At 37.3% G+C, this 19373-nt stretch carries 16 protein-coding genes; 6 read left to right on the plus strand and 10 right to left on the minus strand.

Features of this window, described 5'->3' with window-relative positions:
- Positions 1-229: 229 nt before the first annotated feature.
- Positions 230-640: an OsmC family protein gene (locus DHD80_RS15115; RefSeq protein WP_251742299.1), complete on the plus strand. Its 411-nt coding sequence runs from the start codon at positions 230-232 to the stop codon at positions 638-640.
- A 47-nt stretch (positions 641-687) separates the two neighbouring features.
- On the opposite strand, the gene DHD80_RS15120 is transcribed toward DHD80_RS15115, so the two are convergent.
- Genes DHD80_RS15120 through DHD80_RS15130 form a run of 3 tightly spaced genes read right to left on the minus strand, consistent with a single transcriptional unit; the run spans position 688 to position 4044 of the window.
- Positions 688-1371 (minus strand): N-formylglutamate amidohydrolase, encoded by a 684-nt coding sequence (locus tag DHD80_RS15120; RefSeq protein ID WP_251742300.1) that lies wholly within the window; start codon positions 1369-1371, stop codon positions 688-690.
- Entirely contained in the window at positions 1368-2588 is a 1221-nt protein-coding gene (locus DHD80_RS15125) for a glutamate-cysteine ligase family protein (protein ID WP_251742301.1), read from the minus strand. The genes DHD80_RS15120 and DHD80_RS15125 overlap by 4 nt, the downstream gene beginning before the upstream one ends.
- Position 2589: 1 nt before the next feature.
- Positions 2590-4044, minus strand: coding sequence for a RimK family protein (locus DHD80_RS15130; protein WP_251742302.1), 1455 nt, complete (start codon positions 4042-4044; stop codon positions 2590-2592).
- Between the two features lie 143 nt (positions 4045-4187).
- On the opposite strand from DHD80_RS15130, the gene DHD80_RS15135 reads away from it, so the two are divergent.
- Positions 4188-5438, plus strand: coding sequence for a dipeptidase (locus tag DHD80_RS15135; protein ID WP_251742398.1), 1251 nt, complete (start codon positions 4188-4190; stop codon positions 5436-5438).
- 1 nt (position 5439) lies between these two features.
- Here DHD80_RS15135 and DHD80_RS15140 read toward each other — a convergent pair whose 3' ends face one another.
- A complete protein-coding gene (locus DHD80_RS15140; RefSeq protein WP_251742303.1) occupies positions 5440-6294 on the minus strand; it encodes a hypothetical protein in 855 nt (284 codons plus the stop codon).
- A 383-nt stretch (positions 6295-6677) separates the two neighbouring features.
- Between DHD80_RS15140 and DHD80_RS19930 the strand changes: the two genes are divergently transcribed.
- The 3 genes from DHD80_RS19930 (at position 6678) to DHD80_RS15150 (ending at position 9801) form a co-directional block, all read left to right on the plus strand.
- Complete coding sequence (locus DHD80_RS19930) at positions 6678-6809, plus strand: hypothetical protein (RefSeq protein ID WP_279347056.1); 132 nt, start codon at positions 6678-6680, stop codon at positions 6807-6809.
- A 128-nt stretch (positions 6810-6937) separates the two neighbouring features.
- Positions 6938-9241, plus strand: coding sequence for a transglycosylase domain-containing protein (locus DHD80_RS15145; protein ID WP_347709975.1), 2304 nt, complete (start codon positions 6938-6940; stop codon positions 9239-9241).
- Positions 9242-9321: 80 nt separating this feature from the next.
- Entirely contained in the window at positions 9322-9801 is a 480-nt protein-coding gene (locus DHD80_RS15150) for a hypothetical protein (RefSeq protein WP_251742304.1), read from the plus strand.
- On the opposite strand, the gene DHD80_RS15155 is transcribed toward DHD80_RS15150, so the two are convergent.
- From DHD80_RS15155 to DHD80_RS15180, 6 genes are all read right to left on the minus strand, one after another.
- Positions 9798-11312 (minus strand): DEAD/DEAH box helicase family protein, encoded by a 1515-nt coding sequence (locus DHD80_RS15155; protein ID WP_251742400.1) that lies wholly within the window; start codon positions 11310-11312, stop codon positions 9798-9800. The two genes, DHD80_RS15150 and DHD80_RS15155, sit on opposite strands and share 4 nt — an antisense overlap.
- Positions 11313-11558: 246 nt before the next feature.
- Positions 11559-12446 carry a cysteine synthase CysM gene (gene cysM / locus DHD80_RS15160; protein ID WP_251742305.1) on the minus strand — a complete coding sequence of 296 codons (888 nt, stop codon included), beginning with the start codon at positions 12444-12446 and terminating at the stop codon, positions 11559-11561.
- Positions 12439-13233, minus strand: a complete 795-nt coding sequence (gene epsC / locus DHD80_RS15165) for a serine O-acetyltransferase EpsC (RefSeq protein ID WP_251742306.1) — start codon at positions 13231-13233, stop codon at positions 12439-12441. Before epsC ends, cysM begins: the two co-directional genes overlap by 8 nt.
- A 321-nt stretch (positions 13234-13554) precedes the next feature.
- Entirely contained in the window at positions 13555-15429 is a 1875-nt protein-coding gene (locus tag DHD80_RS15170) for a T9SS type B sorting domain-containing protein (protein WP_251742307.1), read from the minus strand.
- A 2-nt stretch (positions 15430-15431) separates the two neighbouring features.
- Positions 15432-15944: a DUF6155 family protein gene (locus tag DHD80_RS15175; protein WP_251742308.1), complete on the minus strand. Its 513-nt coding sequence runs from the start codon at positions 15942-15944 to the stop codon at positions 15432-15434.
- Positions 15937-18189, minus strand: a complete 2253-nt coding sequence (locus tag DHD80_RS15180) for an FUSC family protein (RefSeq protein ID WP_251742309.1) — start codon at positions 18187-18189, stop codon at positions 15937-15939. The genes DHD80_RS15175 and DHD80_RS15180 overlap by 8 nt, the downstream gene beginning before the upstream one ends.
- Before the next feature lie 148 nt (positions 18190-18337).
- On the opposite strand from DHD80_RS15180, the gene DHD80_RS15185 reads away from it, so the two are divergent.
- Complete coding sequence (locus tag DHD80_RS15185; protein ID WP_251742310.1) at positions 18338-19333, plus strand: NADP-dependent oxidoreductase; 996 nt, start codon at positions 18338-18340, stop codon at positions 19331-19333.
- The last annotated feature ends 40 nt before the right edge of the window (positions 19334-19373 follow it).

Raw genomic sequence — 19373 nt, forward strand, 5'->3', positions numbered from 1 at the left:
AGCAAACAAACGATTGAGAATAGAATTACCTCTATTCAACAATCGCTTGTCTTTTAAATCCTCAAAATGTCTTGTCTGCATTTTTTTATCCTAAAGTAGAATAAAAAAAGATGTGTCCAGACGGTAGGGCATAGCTGGGCTTTTTGCTTTTAAATGGTTAAGGTTTTTGTAAATACTTTTCTCTTTGCCCACCGCTTAGTAAATTAGGCTAAATCAAAAAATATAAGTTATGATTAGAAAAGGATCAGCCGTTTGGAAAGGCTCATTAAAAGAAGGAAAAGGAACTATAAGTTTGGAAAGCGGTGTTTTAGAAGAAGTACAATATTCATTTAAAACCCGTTTTGAAAATGGAAACGGTACAAATCCGGAAGAATTAATTGGGGCAGCACATGCCGGTTGTTTCAGCATGCAACTTTCCGCTAATTTAAGTGAAGAAGGATTTACGCCAGATAAACTTGAAACCACTTCCAAAATTACTTTTGAAGATGGTAAAATTAAAAAATCACATCTAATTCTTGATGCAACAGTTCCGGGAATTGATGAAGATAAATTTAAGAAGATTATGAATGATGCAAAGGAAAACTGCCCGGTATCAAAACTTTTAAATGCTGAAATTACTATTGAATATACCTTAAAGTAATTCAAGTTAGAATAAAAAAAAGAGGAAATTTTAAGTTCCTCTTTTTTTTATTCTAAAATCTTTAGCAAAATTTCCTTGATCGATTTTTTCAAATGAACATCCATCTTATTATTTTTTGAAAATTTCTGATTCACTTCCAATTCAATTCCTAAATAATGTTTAGGAAATTTTTTCCGAAGGGATGTTGGAAAACCGTCAGCCTTACCCAAATAAGGATAATTGAACCGCACATGATAAGATGGGAAATTATGATAAAATTCATTCCTGAATTTTATAGCGAAATTCTTTTCTGAAATCCTGGAAGGGTCATATAATAAGCCAATATCACCGTGCCTTTTTTCTTCATTCAGCACCGGGGTAAAAGAATGAATAGATAAATGCAACACGTCCTCCCCTTCTTCAATAAGTTCCGCAATCACCTGAGTAACCGATTCTAAATAAGGATAATAGTACCTTTTTAAAATACTTTCCTTTTCCTGAGATGTTAGTAATTTTGAAAATTCTGAAAACAACACAGGATGGCCAATAGAACGATTGGTTTCTACCAGTAACCTGCTTACACGTTGATGCTGGGAAAAATCAGCATAGGTTTTAAGAAATTTAAAAAGATCATAGGCACCAAGATCAAAACCCCGATGCGTATTTAAAACCGTTTTATGGGCAGTAAACAGCTTTTCGAACCTTTTGGGAATTCGATTTGAAGCATGTTCGCAGGTAAGTACAAGTTTCACGGCCGGAACATCCTATTTTCCCGCAAACATTCTGCAAGCCGCCCGTACACTTTTATAATATTCTTATGCGTGAAATCATTACGCAGGGCTTTTAAAATACGGGTAGATAAACTTCCATTTTGAAGAATAAAATCCACGTGGTTTTGATGATTTTCACTAAGATTGTTTTTAAGCTTTTCAAAAAGATTTCTCCAAATGGTTTTGACATCGGTTTCCTTTTGAATATCAAATACCGCCAAATACTTTTTATTGGTAATCAGCGTATTTTCTGCGTTGACGATCACTTCATTAAAAATTTCGAAAAGATCGTCTTCATGCCACTGCTTTTGATCTTTTAGCGAGATCAGTTCTTCGCTGATTAAATATTTTAAAACCTCCACCAGAAAACTGGCTATAGCAATATCTGCTTCAGGATTCTCCTGAATATCGATCACCCGAATCTCAATGGCATTGCGGTCAAACCTGGCAATGGCGCCACGGGAATTAACAAAATGATGATCCAGTAATTTTTCCTTGTCAAAAGGTTTTAAAGCTTCATTAATCGGGTTAAAGATTTTTTTCTGGTACTCTTCCTTACTAAAAACCTGTTCCGGGATCACTTTTCCCGTCATGTGTGGAATCTCCTTTTGGTTGTATTTATAATGATGCATCCTTGCATCTTTATAGCTGGTAAATTCACCTTCCAAAATTGGCGAACTTGCTGTAAGACCTGGAATTATAGGCAAAATTAATCGAATTGCCGCATGAAGCTTTTCAAATTCAGTGTCGTCATAGAACGGTAAATTAATATGCATACTCTGCACATTGCTCCAGCCATGGCCTTTACAATCGAAAATTTGATTATACAATGTATAGATTTCATTATGATCATGTTCCCATAATTTTGTCTCCTTTTTTGGGTTCATTAAAGGATGGGCCGAAGATGGAACAAGTACCGTGTTGTATTCTGCTAAAAGACCATTAATTTCTTTTACATTTTGAAGGAACAAATCTTCAAGGTCCACTAAAGTTTCAGCCGGGCCATTGGTTTTTAATTCCACGACATGGGCAACCAGTTCATTGCTCCATTCGATCTTCCCGTTATCGATATCAGAAGTCAGGCTTCCATTTTTTTTGGTCAATAATTTATCTACAATAGGATTTATATTGAAGGTTGATTTATCCACCAACATATATTCCAGTTCAATCCCTATAACCTCAAACAAATGATACGGCATGTTATTTATTTTCAAGTCTGTTTTTTAATGCATCCAGAATATCCTGGTAGATTTTATCGCCGTAAAAGGCATCTTCTACACCATAATCGATATTTGGATTATCATTGATCTCTATGACCAAAGCTTTACCTTCTACTTCTTTAATATCTATTCCATATAAGCCTTTACCCATTAATTTTGCTGATTTTAGGGCATTTTTAAGGATGTGTTTAGGAACTTTTTCAAGAGGAAAACAATCGGCATTACCGTCTTTATCATCTTTCTTTTTGGCGCCCCAGTTGTAAATTTGCCAGTGATCTTTTGCCATAAAGTAGCGGCAGGCATAAAATACCTTTCCATCTAAAATACCTATTCGCCAGTCATAATCTGAAGGTGAGAATTCCTGGGCAATAACAAGTTCAGACTTTTTAAGCATTTCTGAAAGCAACTTCTCATATTCCTCTTCAGAATTTGCTTTTTTAACACCAAAGCTAAATGTTGAATCCGGTGACTTTAAAACGACCGGCAAACCTGTAATTTGTAAAACTTCCCTGCGGTTGTCTTTATGCACGATCACTGTTTTTGGCGTGGGGATACCGGCATTTTCCATCGCTTCTGCCATAAAAACCTTATTACAACATTTTAAAATTGCTTCAGGGTAATCTACAATAGCGATTCCCTCCTGCTCTGCTTTTCGGGCAAAGGCATAGGCTTCATTAGTAACTTCAGTACTTTGCCGAATTAAAAGCGCATCAAAAGCTGAAAGCGCTGACAGATCTTTAGGAGAAATAATTTCCGTATAAAAGCCCATCTTTTCCGCCAGATCTATAAATTTCTTTAAAGCTTTGGGGTTACTGGGAGGCGCAGGGTCATTTGGTTGCACCAAAATAGCCAGATCATACTCGTAGCTATGTTCCCTTGGGGTATCATAGCGTTTTTTTGCAAAATATTGTTCTGCGAAAAGCTGCACACTGGATTTATGTTCTACAGGAATTTCAGCTTCTGAAATAGCCTTTATATTTCTAATCACCCATTTTTCAGAATTTCTGCTGAAAAAAACCCGCAGAAGGGGAATTTGAAATTGCCGGAAAAAAACGGCACTCAATTCTTTATATTTTACGGCGGTATTTTGCCCGAAGTAAATACTTAAAATGAAATCTTTCGACTTAATTCCCTTCAGGCTTTTTTGTATGGAATCATCAAAATCTTCAGAAATAATCTTCACCAGTTTCAATTCTCCAAGATCCACAATATTTTTAACGGTGGGGATTGGTGTATGGCCACGTGCTTCAGCTAATAGCGAGACATAATATCCTTTAGATTGATAGGAATAATCTTTACAAAGGTTAAAAATACGGACTTTCTTTAATTTTGAAAATCTGCTGCTGGTTAGATATTCTTTTGATGAAATGACCTCTACATATTCCGAAGAAATTTGCCATTTTTCCGGATCATTTACGACGATATATTTATTCATTTAAAATTGAAGATATAATCAAATGTAGATTAAAATAAATTCCCTTTTTAAATTTTAAGTTAGACTTAATATTTATTCTTAAATTCAGACTTCTATAAAAAATCAAAATGCGAAAAATAGCATGTTTCTTAACATTTTTGGGTATGACCATCACAGGATTTTCTCAGGATACTTCTCCTGAAATAGTGGAGAAAGCGAAGCTGATCCACGAGAAGGTGATTACTATTGATACCCACGACGATATTAATGTAGATAATTTTACGCCCGAGAAAAATTATACCATGGATCTTGATTCCCAGGTGAATTTGCCGAAAATGGATAAGGGTGGGCTGGATGTTTCCTGGTTGATCGTTTATACGGGACAGGGTGAACTAAATGCTGAAGGTTATGAGGCTGCCCATAAAAATGCCATTTCAAAATTTGAAGCTATTCATAGGCTTTGCGAGGAGATTGCACCCGACAAAATAGGTCTGGCTACCTCCTCATCTGAAGTAAGAGCCTTAGTAAAAGAAGGAAAAAAAGTAGCCATGATCGGGGTTGAAAACGCCTATCCTATTGGCGAAGATTTGGATAAGATCCGGGAATTTTACGAAAGAGGGGCGCGATATATGTCTTTATCCCACAATGGGCACAGCCAGTTAAGCGATTCGAATACGGGTGAAGAAAATGATGAATGGCTGCATGGGGGCTTGAGTGAATTAGGAAAGGAAGCGGTTGCTGAAATGAATAAATGGGGGATCATGATAGATGTTTCTCATCCCAGCAAAGAAGCAATCAAACAAATGTTTGAAATCTCCAGAGCACCTTTAATTGCTTCACATTCTTCTGCCCGGGCCTTATGTGACCATAGCCGAAATTTAGATGATGAATTATTGCAATTATTTAAGGAACATGGCGGTGTAGTACAAACTGTTGCCTTTAGTGCTTATATAAATACTGAAAAGCACAATGCCTTTAATGATGCTGCAAATGAAGTTTATAAAGAAAAAGCCAGGGAAAGGGGTTATGATATTCCTGAAAGGGATTCTATAAAAACTATGGAGCCTGAGGCCAAGAAAGCTTTCTACGAAAAATATCAGAAGGTCCAGGAGCTAGCTAAAAGTGATGTGGAAGCATTAAAGAAAACAATAAGCCCGGTAAATGTTTCAGATTTTGTAGACCATATCGATTATCTGGTTGAAAAGATTGGGATTGATCATGTGGGCATTAGTTCAGACTTCGATGGTGGTGGCGGGATAGCTGGTTGGGAAGATGCTTCTGAAACACTAAACGTGACCATTGAATTGGTAAAAAGAGGTTATACCGAAGATGAGATCGCCAAGTTATGGGGCGAAAATTTACTCAGGGTTTTAGATGAAGTTCAGGCTGTCGCCGCCGAGATACAGAAATCTTAGTTTATTTCAATAATTTCACTTCTAATATGTTAGGATCGCCTCCTTTCCCTTCGTTAGAAATGAACATCCTACCATTTGGCGTAAAACAGATCCCTTCAGGTAAAAAGAATTCTTCAGGATCCAGTAAATGGTATTTTAGCAGTTTTCCTGAGGTATCAATAATTATCAATTTGGGATGTTCGCCATCAAGAATATAAAGATTTCCTGTGGTGGGATGTACTGCGATATCTGATGGGCTTAATTCTTTTCCCGGTGCACCACTAATTTTTTCAAAATCTTCAATAGTTAAAGTTATTTTTATCTTGGGCGTAGAATCCAGCTTTCTGGATTGGATATCATACTCATAAAGCCCTTTATAATTGTCTTCTTCATCAGCGAAATTCTTTCCTTTTACTGAAAAAAGTAATTTTCCCGGAGCCAGCGAGGTGAGGCCTTCTATATCATTTGTATAATCAAAATCTGTTTCAATGACTTCTGGTTTATAGGTGGCGGAATCCAGAGTTGCAATTCGGTATAATTGTCCGTCACTTTCAGTAATATAAAATTCGTTATTTAATAAAGTCATTCCTTCATAATCACCTTCACCATAAAATTCAGTTTGGGCAATGATTTTAGCCGAATTTAGATCGTAAGTATAAATAATACCGTCTTCATCCTGTACGCAGGCAATTTTATTATTTCCTAACCAGGCAATAGCAGAGATTTCTTCCAACTCATTGGGAAGCGTCCACTTATTCACAATTTCATAAGTTTTCTCAAAATCATCAAAATCTACGTCCTTCATTTCGTAAAGTCCATAAATAGCAAGTGCAAGAAGAATCACTGTAAAAATTATACCTATAGCCCACTTGTTCATAAAAGGAGAATTTTGATTAAAATTAGTTGATAGATAAAGGGCTACAAAAACATTAACAATACTTTCTAGAAAAATTTCTCTCCCTCTAATTGTTAATAATAAGTTAAATAAGTACCTTTTTATACATAGTACTGTAACGAATGAATAAATCAAACGTCTTTTAGATACAAGCAATTTATTTAATCATCATTTATTAATCAAAATATTATCATCATGAAACATTTAGAATCCATCATCCAGGAATTTACTCAAACAAGAGAAGGAAATTTAACTCATCGAAGACCATTTTTGAATCAAAAATCAGAAAGCGCAAGAAATCACTGGTTTAATCGAAGAGTTTACGCTTAACATCAATCATTTATTAATCATCAAAATTTTTAATCATGACACTATCAAACATCATCACAGAATTCGCCGGCGGAAGAGAAGGTAACTTAACCCATAAAAGAGGATTTATGGGAAGCAAACAAGAAACAGGTAGATCCTACTGGTACAATCGCAGACGACACGGATAGATTAAAGAATTTCATCTATCATCACAAGCCGGACTCATCATCCGGCTTTTTCATTTCCAAACAAATTTTTTTTTTAAAACCTATGACCATTAAGGAAACATTTGTTTATTTGCGGCGTTAGAAATCAAATGATGCTAGACAGGATTAAAAAAAATCCCAAAATTAAATGGGCGCTCATAATACTATTAAGCGGAATTGCCCTCTTTTTTCTTTTTTTCGCCACCATTTATTTTGGGGTTTGGGGTAAGATCCCAAGTTCACGGGAGCTTAGTGACCTAAAACAAAACAAGGCTACGCAGGTTTTGGCCAGCAAGGGTGAGTTAATAGGGAAATTCTATATTTTCGACCGGCAGCCCATTGCATTTGAAGCGCTTCCCTCCTACCTTATTGAAGCGCTTATTGCCACAGAAGATGTGAGATTTTACGAACATGATGGAATAGATAATCGCAGTTTACTAAGGGTTTTCTTTAAATCCATATTGTTGCAGGATGATTCTGCCGGAGGCGGAAGTACTATTACCTTACAATTGGCGAAGAATATTTACGGCCGCAAAGATTACGGTGCTTTGGGAATTGTAATTAATAAGATGCAGGAGGCGATCATCGCCAAAAGACTGGAGGATATTTATTCCAAAGATGAAATTATTCAGCTTTATTTCAATACGGTGCCTTTTAGTGATAACACCTACGGAATTGAAAGTGCTTCCATGAAATTTTTCAATAAACATACTTCTGAATTAACTTTGGAAGAAGCAGCCGTATTAGTAGGAATGCTCAAAGCAAGTCATTATTATAATCCCAGAATCTTTCCTGAGCGCAGTAGGTTAAGACGGGATGTTGTGCTGGTACAAATGTCTAAATATGGATATTTAACCGAAGCCAAGGCTCAGGAAGCGAAGATGGCACCGCTGGTATTGGATTATAAAAACTTTAGCCATGATAAAGGTATTGCACCCTATTTTCGAGAGCAGGTTAGAAAAACGGTAAGTAAGCTACTGGATACATTAAAGAATAAGGATGGGGATAAATACAATATTTATCGAGATGGATTAATAGTTCATACCACCCTTAATTATAAAATGCAGGAATTAGCTGAAGAAGCAATGTTGGAACATATGAAAGAACTCCAGTCCCAACATGAATCTTCTTATGGGGAAGCTGCTCCCTGGATTAAAAATAAGAAGATTTTGGATGATGCCATTAAGAGTTCAAAAAAATATAAAGCCTTAAAATCAAAAGGTTTAAGTGATTCTGAAATTACTAATGCTTTAAGTGAAAAACATCCTGTAGAAGTTTTTGATTATGATGGGATCACTACAAAAAATATGAGCACCATTGATAGTATTGCCCATTATTTAAAGTTTTTAAACTCGGGCATACTGGCTTTAAATCCTGAAAATGGGGCTGTAGAAGCCTGGGTTGGTGGAATAGACTTTAGGTATTTTCAATATGACCATGTCACTCAAAGTAAACGCCAGGTGGGTTCCACCTTTAAACCTATTGTATATACTGCAGCATTAGAGAATGGCATGGATCCATGTACGTATTTTTCCGTTCGGGAAGTTACTTATGACAATGGATGGACGCCTTCAAATTCATCTTCTGAAGGTGATGATCCTTTTATGAATTATAATTTAAAGACGGCACTTAGCCATTCTATGAATACCATCGCCGTAAAGGTATTGATGGAAACAGGAGTTGATAATGTGATTTCTGAAGCTCGAAAAATGGGAATTAAAAGTGATCTTCCTGCGGTTCCTTCGATTGCATTGGGGACCGCCTCACTTAGTGTGGAAGAACTGGCTGGGGCATATACCAGTTATGTAAATAATTCCAAACCGGTCACACCCTATTTTATAACCAAAATAGAAGATGGCAACGGAAATCTTCTTGCAGAATTTAAACCCAAAGTGGCGAAAACCAGAGCTTTTTCCGAAGATAACCGGAAAATTATGTTGGATATGATGCAGGCTACGGTAAATGAAGGAACTGCAACGCGATTGAGATCTACGTACGGGCTACGAAATGATATCGCCGGGAAGACAGGCACGACTCAGGATAATAAAGACGGCTGGTTTGTAGGGATCACACCAAACCTCGTATGCGTAACCTGGGTAGGATCTGATGATCACCGGATTGGCTTTAGAACTACTTCCATAGGACAGGGAGCCAACTCTGCATTGCCAATTTTCGCAAAATTAATGCAGAAAATGAACGATGATAGTGAATTCAAAACAATTACTTCGGCTAGATTCCAGCCCTTGTCACAGGAACTGGCTTCACTTATGAATTGCGATCCTCAGGAACGGGATAATTTGCTGGAAAGGATTTTCAAATCCAAAAACTCTTCCCGAAGTAATAGAAATAGGGATAAAAAAAAGAAGAAAGGTTTTTTGAATAAACTATTCGGTAAAAAGGAGAAAAATAATTAAGAATATCGTGTAGTAATTATGAGTTTTTGGGCGTTAAAACCCAATTATTCTTACTTTCAATTTATATCATAAACGTCGCTATGTTTTCAGAAAAGATTAGAAAGCTGGATTTTAAAATTAGCCGCTGGATGTATGTCTATGGCAAGCCAATGCTAAGATTTTCCTTAGCTGTTATCTTTATTTGGTTCGGCTATCTAAAATTAATTGATGCCAGTCCTGCTGCTCCTATCATAAAAGAAACAGTGTTCTGGCTGGATCCTGAAATTTTTATCGATGTATTAGGAGCCTGGGAAGTGCTTATTGGAATCTTTCTATGTTTTAAAAATACCATAAGAATTGCCATTTTACTGATGGTCTTCCAGATGCCCGGAACCTTTTTACCCCTGGTGATCCTTCCCGAAGTTTGTTTTGTCAAGTTTCCCTTCATACTCAGTATGGAAGGCCAGTACATTATCAAGAATTTGATCCTTTTAAGCGCGGGGATCGTGGTGGGTGGTACGGTACGTGAAAGACAATTTGTGGAAAAGAATATAAAATCGGCAGATACCGGAATAGTTTAATATTCCTTATTAATTGCCATCCTAAGCTTTCTGCTATAATCTTCCTCCAGCCATTCCCTATAATTTTTAGTGCTTTTGCTAATGCAATAAGAATATTGTTTGATCCTTGAAGAAATGTCGTCTTTTAGCTCCTTGGCCAGAATTCTCGCGTCAAATACATCTTCGCTGTTCTCCACACATATTTTCACGTGCTGTTCCATACTCCACTCCAGTACAGCTTTAGATTTGAGTCCGCGTTTGATAACATCATCATAAGCTGCTTCAATATTAAAAGCAACTTCTTTTGAATTGGAAAATTTTTCACGAATTTCCTGGGGCATCTCATATTGAAACTCTCGTTCTATTTCATCGTCACTCAGCAAATTTTCAAAATAAAAATCGGGTGATCTAAAAATTTGCTTCCAATCTACAGGAGAATTCCAATGACCAAATCGCGCCAGGTTATTCCCCAGATCGATGACGGTAAATTCATCCTTCTTTTCCAATATTCGGGAACCACGCCCAATCATTTGAAAATAAAGGGTAAGGGATTTTGTAGCCCGGTTTAAAATGATCGTTTCTACAGTAGGTTCGTCAAAACCGGTGGTAAGAATACTCACGGAAGTGACAATGGCTTCTGGAGTGTGCTTAAACCATTTCAGGATGTCTTTTCGATCCTGTTTACTGGTGGTATTATCTAAATGCCTTATGGGAAGTCCTGCGGAACGAAATGTATGATAAACTTCAATAGAGGTGTTGATACCATTATTGAAAATCAGGGTTTTTTGGCCTTTTGAACGCTCGTTATAAGCATTCAAAAGTTTTTCCTGCATCGAAAAATTAGAATACAATTCTTCTGAAGATTTCACGGTATAATCCCCATTCATCCCAACTTTTAAATTGGTTAGTCCAACATTATAACCATAAATATTGGCCCTGGCCAGGAAACCTTTTGCAATTAAGGAATTAATAGAGTCACCAACGATCAATTCGCGGTAATTATCCTTCATGGGTAATTTGATGTTGGAACTTAAAGGAGTTGCGGTAACCCCAAGGATAAAGCAGTTCTCAAAAAACTTAAATAATTTTCTAAAAGAGTTATAATGGGCCTCGTCAATGATCACTAAACCAATATCCTGGATTTCCAGCTTTTCATCATTAAGGCGGTTATTCAAAGTTTCTACCATAGCCACGAAACACATATATTCGTCCTGGTCTGGCAGTTCTTTTACTTTACTGTTAATGATCTTATTGCGCACGCCAAATCCGGAAAGCATCTTTGAAGTTTGCTTGCAAAGTTCGATTCTATGCGTAAGGATTAATACCTTTTTTTTGGTACGCTGGATGTATTCACGAGTCATTTGGGAAAAAATCACCGTCTTCCCTCCTCCTGTAGGTAATTGATATAAAAGATTATACCGCTCCGGATGCTCTTCTATAACCGAGAAAATTTTCTCTATATCTTTTTGCTGATAATCATAAAGTTCCTTATCTACTTTTTTGTTTTCAATCCCAAATGTTTCTACCGCCATAAATTCCTGTATACGTATGCAATTTTGCAAAAATACGGCATTTTATAGCTTTACTCAAAACTCTGGGAATTATATAAATCATAAAATTCTTTAAATAAGAGTCTTATTCTATAAAATTCCCCCACGGTTCAGCCTTGGGGTTTCCTTTTAACCTCTCCCTTGGGAAAGGCAAGAACTGCTTTTTCGCTCCCGAAAGCTTTCGGGACTGGGTGAGGGGAAATACAAAATTCCAAGAATTTTGTATTGCTATTTTTCAAAGAGTTCAGAAGATAAATAACGATCGCCCCGGTCACATACAATACTCACAACTACAGCATTTTCCAATTCCTCACATAATTTAATCGCCGCAGCGGCCGCTCCGCCACTGCTCATTCCTGCAAAAATTCCTTCATGCTCTGCTAAGCTACGAGCTGTTTTTATAGCTTCATCTTCATTCACTTCCATAACCCGGTCTACTTTCTTTGCATCAAATATGGAGGGCAGATATTCCTTTGGCCATTTTCTAATTCCCGGAATCCTGGCATCATCTGTTGGCTGAACCCCCACAATTTGAATTTCTGGATTTTTCTCTTTTAAATAGGTGCTCGTTCCCATGATCGTTCCCGTAGTACCCATAGACGATACAAAATGAGTGATTTTATGATGAGTGTCTTTCCAGATTTCCGGACCTGTAGTTTTATAATGGGCTTTCCAGTTATCTTCATTTCCGAATTGATTCAGCATAAAATAATCTCCTGAATTCATCTTATCTTCCGCATAATCACGCGCGCCCTCTATCCCAACGTCAGAATCTGTTAAGATAACCTTGGCACCATAGGCACGCATGGTTTGAACTCTTTCGATTGTTGAATTCTCTGGCATGACCAGTTCTATATCCAAACCAAAAATGCCCGCGATCATGGCCAGGGCTATGCCGGTATTTCCACTGGTAGCTTCAATTAATTTGGTCGTCCTGGTAATGTCCCCCCTATCTAAAGCACTTTTAATCATATTATACGCGGCACGATCTTTCACACTTCCACCGGGATTTTGACCTTCCAGTTTAAAATATAATTCCACACCGGGTTTGGTCATCAATTTAGTTGATTTAACCAGGGGTGTGTTTCCTATAAGGTCTATAATGGAGTTATTCATGATAAACAGCGTTTTTAATAGTGATTTGTGGAGTGTGTGAAACCATACTATTTTTGGGTATGGATTTAGTCAACCACACGTTCCCTCCAATAATACTATTTTCACCAATGATGGTCTCGCCACCTAAAATGGTAGCATTTGCGTAAATAGTGACATTCCTTTCGATAGTAGGATGTCTTTTGGTATCCCGCAGCTCCTTGTTCACCGTTAATGCTCCCAGGGTAACTCCCTGATATATTTTTACATGATCTTTAATCACGGCCGTTTCACCAATAACCACGCCTGTTGCATGGTCTATAAAAAAGCTATCCCCAATTTTAGCTCCGGGATTTATATCGGTTCCCGTAAGACGATGAGCGCATTCGGTCATAAGCCTTGGAACTAAAGGTAAACCAAATTTGTAGAATTCGTGGCTTAGCCTATAGATGGCAATGGCAAAAAATCCGGGATAAGAAAGATAAACCTCCTCTACTGAATTTGCTGCGGGATCATTTTTAAAAATAGCTTCAGCATCAAGGTTTAATTTTTCCAAAATACCAGGTAATAGCTGCAGGTAATCCTGCCAAATATCCTTGCAGGGCGAACCCGGTTCCCAACAAACAAGTTTAGCCAAAACCTCAAAATCCTTCCCCAGTTCCATTAAGTTATCTTCCACGGCAGTTTGCTTATCAAACAACGTGTAAAATAAACGTTTGGTAAAAGCCTCGGTTTTTTCTTTTATACTGAAATTTAGATTGGGCAGTCTCTTTTGGGCCTCAATTTTTTTTATAATTTCTTCCTGATCCATAATATAACTTATTGCTTCAAATTTAGATAATAATTGCTGAAGTGTTTCTTTAGCGTAAACATTAATATAATTATGAGAAGTATCAATTTAGTCAGGTTAAATTTTTGCCAACTTGAAAAATAAAAGATGAAACTGAAGTAAATTAGAATAGATTTTAAAATGATAGATTATGCCACAAGAGAAAAAATCTCAGAAAGAGCAAAAGGGAAACCAAAAACAAGCCCCAAAGCCAAAGCAACCAGCTAAGTCAACTAAGAAGTAGTGAAGTTTGCTACATTTCGAAAAACATTTCAGGCCATCTCCAAAGGATGGCTTTATGTTTTATCTAATAAGGGAAAAATGCCCTTTTTGATCGGGGAAACCTGAAATTTTTATAAGATACCAGTAATCATCGGCCGGGAGATTAGCATTGTTGAATTCCCCTTTCCAATCCATGTTTTTCCCGGAACCAGACTTTAATAGCTTCCCGTAACGATCAAAAATAAAAACTTCTGAAGCTTCAAAAAATTCAACACCGTTAAGTAGAAAGGAATCATTATAACCATCGTTATTAGGGCTAATAAATTTTGGAATTACGATATGCGCAAACCGAAGCAAATCAGTATTACAATTTTGGGAATCTGTAATAAATGCGGTATAAACCCCGCCGGGTTTATTTTCAAAAATATTGGAATCCTGATAATTAATCCCGTCTAAACTGTATTGAAAATTCCCCTCAATTACCGGATTGATACGAATCGTGTTCCCATTAGATACAACCTCTGCGATTTGCGCATTATCCACTCCGGTGACGGTAAATGTTTTTCTCTCCAAACATCCTTGCGGGGTAGAAACTTCTACGGAATATATTCCCGGGGAATTAATAATTGTGGTTTGTGCTGTACTTCCCGTATTCCACAAATAAATATATCCGCTGATTCCTGCATCCAGATTGAGGTTGGAATCAGGGCAAATTTGTACATCTTCATCTTCCAAATCAGGAATATAATCAATGCTTAAGGCAACTGGAGTTCGGGGACCGGGAGTGCATTCCACCAATGTATTGAAAGCTTCAGCATAAAAAAGCCCTTCAGAAACTGGTGTAAAAGAGTTCGTGTTTTCAGCAAGAAGATTTCCTCCTGAAGCCTGGTCGTACCAGTTTACAGATTCATTTAAATTAACGCTAACACTTAAGGCTGGAATAGTTTCGTTAGAACAAATAGATTCATCACCATTACTAATAGGTGCTTCCGGGGTTTCAATAATATTTACTTTAAACGTTTCAGAAGCAGAGCTGCAAATATTGCTCTCCAGGTTTACAGGATCTTCGGCCACGATTACCCTAAAATTGGTAGTTTCAGCAATATTATTTGCTTGTAAAACAGCATCATTTTCACCCATAAGATTTGTCCAATTTTCACCATCGCTACTTTGCTGCCATTGAAAATATACTTCATTGTAAACAGAACCATCATTGTTAGCTATTAACTCGATAGCTACCGGAGCATCTTCTTTACAAAAATTCTGTTCTACCTTCTCGCCTTCGCTGGTTTCGATAAGGGTTAAATCCCCACAAGATCGAAAAATAATGTCATCTATGGCGAGATCATTTCCGCAGCCTCCATCCCCATTATTAAACATTTTCAAGATTACGGCATCCTGGCCGGGTTCAGATCTAAAGGTAAGTGCAAATTGATCCCATTGGGGTGCGGTGGTTGAAATAATATTTCCGGTATCCCCTCCTTTTAGTAAAACCGAATCGGTTTCATCCCATATTTCAAAGCGGACATTAACAGGGATTCCGCCGTTTTCACAAACATTGCTACTTCGATTATAAATGTTGATTAAAAATGCTGAAAATTCATAGGTAGTATTTTCACACAATCCTGAAACCGCTGTCTTGTAAAATTGTCCCGCAGTAAAACCGGCATTAACGATCAAAGCCCTCCCATTCGAAATGGTAGCATTGGGTAAATTGCTGTGCCAGGAAAAGATTTGGTTTCCAATGTCATCTGAAATTGTGTACTGCCCATCCTGGGGATCTCTCTGAATATACGTGTAGTTGGTAACGCCTCCAGGCAAAGAAGGCCCCGTGCCACTACCCTGCCCAAAATCTTCCTGAAAAATAGGATCACCTTTACTCCCACTACAAAATCCCAGTTGCGCCTGTGCTGAATAGGCGATGAGAAAGATTGAAATGAAAAGGATGAACCGCATTGTTATGTAAATTGATCAGCCAGTTTGTTGAAGGCGTAGGTATTTCCCCAATGTAAGTTTTCTGCTTCTGTTTCTATTTTATGGATTCGCTGTCCAAATTCATTATCCATATTATTTTCAATGATGTAGGTCACAGCCTGCTCAAAAGAATTCAGCATACTTTTTTCAAAAGATTCAGGCATATATTCTTTTGATGCGGCGAAGGTTTGAGCAATTTCGATATTATATAACATCACATCTGCCAGCGCAAAAGGATCCATCTCCAGTTTTAGAAAGTGCTTGATAAATTTTTGGGCAATAGAGCGGCGGGTTTTTGGCTTCCTTTTATTAGGCGGAAAATATTCTTTTGAGATCTTCATTTTCGCCTCCCGCACCAGTTTATCTTCATTGGGATTAAAAACGAAGTTGTAATACACCCGCACTTCGTCAAATCTTTCATAAAGGTCTTCCAGTTGAACCTCCAGATCTTTCTTTTTAAGACCTTTGATATATTTCTTAAAAGCTCTTTTACTCATAGAATTCCGGATTAATTTTCTTGATAGATTTGTTCATCTTCCGGGCAATTTCCAATAACCAGCCCAGCTGATTGGTAACCAGATGTGCTTCCTGCAATTTAAACCGAAATGATTCATCAATTTCATTCTTCCCTTCGGCCAGCTCCTTATCCCTTTTACTGGCAAGCTCATCAAATTTGGAATAAAAAGTATGTTCAGCTGCTTCAAAATCCTGGATTTCATCTTCTAATTGTTGTCGATGTTTCAGGAGGTGGATAGAATTCTTTAATTCCAACTGGATTTTATCAATATACGTATCAAATTCTTTTGAAGCCGGCGACGTTGGATGGGTTCTAATAAAAGTACCGAGTGATGCCAGTGAAGACAAAAAAGTTTGATTCAAACTTACAATTTCAAAAATTAGCTTTAACCTGTCCTGCTGGGATTTTGGCTCCTGGGACATCCTTTGAAAAGATTCACTTAAATTTCCCATTTCCAGGAACGCCCCTTTCCTCGACAATTTATAGGTAGTTGGTAAAGTACCTTTTTGATGATAGAATTGGTTGATCTCTTTAAAGTATTCAAGATTTGCCTTTATTGATTCTTTTATAGTTTCGGCAATACTTTCTACTTCCCATTTTGGCCAAAGGGCAATATTTGCAATCCAGGCGATCAAGGCTCCAATCGAGGTGTCAATAACCCGGTATTGGATGACGCTCAACACATCGGGTTTCAGTAAAGCGTAAATAAATATGATACTCAGCGTAATAAATATAGCTGCGGTCGTATAATTTTTCTGAATTAGGGAAAAGGCGAGGGTTAAAGATACTATGGCTAAAATTGCATAAACCGTGGTGTTTTGGGTAATGAAAACAATTCCAATCGCTACTGCGGCACCAACTAAAGTGCCTATGATCCTTTTTTTTGTCCGCTCTTTGGTAAGACCATAATTGGGGCGCATAATCACCACAATGGTCAAAAGGATCCAGTAAGAATTATTTACTGAAAAATAAAAACCTATTAAATAGCCAACTACCACAGCAATGGCCATCCTTAAAGAATGCCTGAAAATATTTGAATTGAAGTTGAAATTGTTCTTCCATTCTTTAAAACTATATTCCTGGGGTGAAAGAAATTTTTCCCGCTCTTTGCTGGAAAAAAGTAAATTTCTTTTAAACTCAATATTCCGAAGGATGCGATCTATGGAATAAATTTTCTGGGTTTGTTTTTCCTGATAATCATACAAATTTCTAAGTACTAAAAGCGCCTTTCTTTTTTCAGAAATATTGACCCGGTTTCTAAATTCGCGAAATTTCAAATAATTTGAAGCTAATGCTTCCTTTAATTCAATTTCAGGCAAGCGTGAATTTTTGAATAATTTTAAGGCGATTTTTTCCAGTTGATTGGCGAGTTTTTTAGAATATTCAGCGAAATATTCAAGTTCCCCAAAATGCTCCCCGAGGTCTTCCTTCATTTTAGAAGCATCTATGGGATGGGACATGGCGAGTTCCAGAATATCCACCAGATCTACAAAAACCAGCAGCCTTTTTCTTGCATATACCGAATTCCCCGAAGTAGAACGTGAAGTAAGCAGCAATTCCCGCAACAATTCATGATGTTCATTTAACTGATTTTGCAGCTGAAATATTTCCTTCTGAAGAGCTTCCGGTTGATCTTTTTTACGCATCAGTTTTGCCCGAATTCGAAGATAATCAGCGGTGAGTTCCATAGTTTCAGCAAGCAATTGCTCCGTAGCCTGTTTTGGAAAGAAGAAATTCCAAAGACTGCTCAGGGATAAATACCAAAGTCCGCCAGAAAATATAAGCAGTCCTTTTTGCCAAATTTCAACAGTTGAAGAAATATTGGCGAAACTCAGCACCACGGCCATTAAACCTGAAAAAGTAACCAGTGAAGCCCTAAATCCATACACCGACAAATAGGCAATGAAAAAGATAAGAACCAGCAACATCGCCAAAGTTGCATAGATATTGAAGTTTAGATATCCTGCGACTATATAAGTTGAAGCACCTAATATGGCGGCGGCCAAAATCGCCAAAGTCCTATGCTTGTTAGTTCCGGGACTGTCGCTGGGTGCCGATAACAGGCAACCCATAGCAATGCTTATTCCAATTTCAGTAAGATCTAATCGCGAAAATAAAATAATGGGCAAAACGATAGAAACCGATAAAATGATCGATTTTGAAAAACTGGTACTTCGGAAAAACTTGACCAGCGAAATTTTATAATATTCAATTGTTTTTTTCAATCCCAAAATTATTGCGAATCCCGAAATTAAAACTTTAAGCGCAATTGAAATAATTAATTCAGGAAGCTTTATGTTTTGGGAAGAATTTGGCAAGGGTTCTTTGCCGGAGCGATGATTTCCATTTAAATTAAAAGCAAATATGAAGAATATGAACAAACAGATCATTTTAAAAAACAGGCCAAAAGGGAAACCGGAAACAAGCGATTTTGAGTTCCAAAATATAGATGAACCGAAAATTGATGCAGGTGAAATTTTACTAAAAACAAAGTATATTTCAGTAGATCCTTATTTGAGAGGCAGGATGCGGGATGAAGAATCTTATATCCCTCCTTTTCAACTAGAGAAGCCCATTAGCTCTATGGTCGTTGCGGAGGTTAAAGATTCTCAAAACAAAAATTTTATACCAGGGGATCATGTGGTGGGCATGCTGGACTGGAAATTGCTTCAGAAAAATTCAGGAAAAAATTTAAGAAAAATCAGTACAGATCTGGCCCCGTTTTCAGCATATTTGGGGGTTTTAGGATTAACCGGACTTACCGCTTATCTGGCTTTAGAGACAATTGGAAAACTCAGGAAGGGAGAAACCCTTCTAGTTTCCGGAGCGGCCGGAGCAGTGGGAAGTATTGTTTGTCAAATTGGTAAGATTAAAGGCTGCCATGTGGTTGGAATTGCCGGGAGCGACGAAAAGATTCAGCATATCCAGGAAAAATTTAATGTAGATAACGGGATCAATTATAAGAAAACCGAGAATATGAAAGATGCCATTTCTGAAAAATGTCCTGAAGGTGTCGATGTTTATTTTGATAATGTTGGTGGGGAAACGCTTGATGCCGTCCTGCAAAATATTAATAAGGCGGCACGCATTATTAACTGTGGTGCTATTTCAATTTATAATGAAACTGAAGTTCCCACAGGTCCCCGCCCCGAGGGAATCTTAATCAAGAAGTCCGCACTTATGCAGGGTTTTTTGGTTAGGGACCATGAATCTAAATATGCTGAAGCCATGACGCAGTTGGGTGAATGGTTAAAATCTGGAAAATTGAAGTATGATGAAACAATCAAAAACGGATTTGAAAATACTCCGGATGCGTTCATCAGTTTATTTGATGGCGATAATATTGGTAAAATGATAGTAGAGATCTAATTATAAAAAAAGTCCGGTTGAAAATTACCGGACTTTTTAT

This window comes from Gramella sp. AN32 (assembly GCF_023718305.1).
GTDB lineage: Bacteria > Bacteroidota > Bacteroidia > Flavobacteriales > Flavobacteriaceae > Christiangramia > Christiangramia antarctica.

Bases quoted from the DNA above. Each gene is read 5' to 3' on its own strand.
- DHD80_RS19930 (WP_279347056.1), top strand. From the start codon at position 6,678: ATGACACTATCAAACATCATCACAGAATTCGCCGGCGGAAGAGAAGGT.
- DHD80_RS15170 (WP_251742307.1), bottom strand. From the start codon at position 15,429: ATGCGGTTCATCCTTTTCATTTCAATCTTTCTCATCGCCTATTCAGCA.
- DHD80_RS15155 (WP_251742400.1), bottom strand. From the start codon at position 11,312: ATGGCGGTAGAAACATTTGGGATTGAAAACAAAAAAGTAGATAAGGAA.
- cysM (WP_251742305.1), bottom strand. From the start codon at position 12,446: ATGAATAACTCCATTATAGACCTTATAGGAAACACACCCCTGGTTAAA.
- epsC (WP_251742306.1), bottom strand. From the start codon at position 13,233: ATGGATCAGGAAGAAATTATAAAAAAAATTGAGGCCCAAAAGAGACTG.
- DHD80_RS15145 (WP_347709975.1), top strand. From the start codon at position 6,938: ATGATGCTAGACAGGATTAAAAAAAATCCCAAAATTAAATGGGCGCTC.
- DHD80_RS15185 (WP_251742310.1), top strand. From the start codon at position 18,338: ATGAACAAACAGATCATTTTAAAAAACAGGCCAAAAGGGAAACCGGAA.
- DHD80_RS15135 (WP_251742398.1), top strand. From the start codon at position 4,188: ATGACCATCACAGGATTTTCTCAGGATACTTCTCCTGAAATAGTGGAG.
- DHD80_RS15175 (WP_251742308.1), bottom strand. From the start codon at position 15,944: ATGAGTAAAAGAGCTTTTAAGAAATATATCAAAGGTCTTAAAAAGAAA.
- DHD80_RS15140 (WP_251742303.1), bottom strand. From the start codon at position 6,294: ATGAACAAGTGGGCTATAGGTATAATTTTTACAGTGATTCTTCTTGCA.
- DHD80_RS15115 (WP_251742299.1), top strand. From the start codon at position 230: ATGATTAGAAAAGGATCAGCCGTTTGGAAAGGCTCATTAAAAGAAGGA.
- DHD80_RS15130 (WP_251742302.1), bottom strand. From the start codon at position 4,044: ATGAATAAATATATCGTCGTAAATGATCCGGAAAAATGGCAAATTTCT.
- DHD80_RS15125 (WP_251742301.1), bottom strand. From the start codon at position 2,588: ATGCCGTATCATTTGTTTGAGGTTATAGGGATTGAACTGGAATATATG.
- DHD80_RS15150 (WP_251742304.1), top strand. From the start codon at position 9,322: ATGTTTTCAGAAAAGATTAGAAAGCTGGATTTTAAAATTAGCCGCTGG.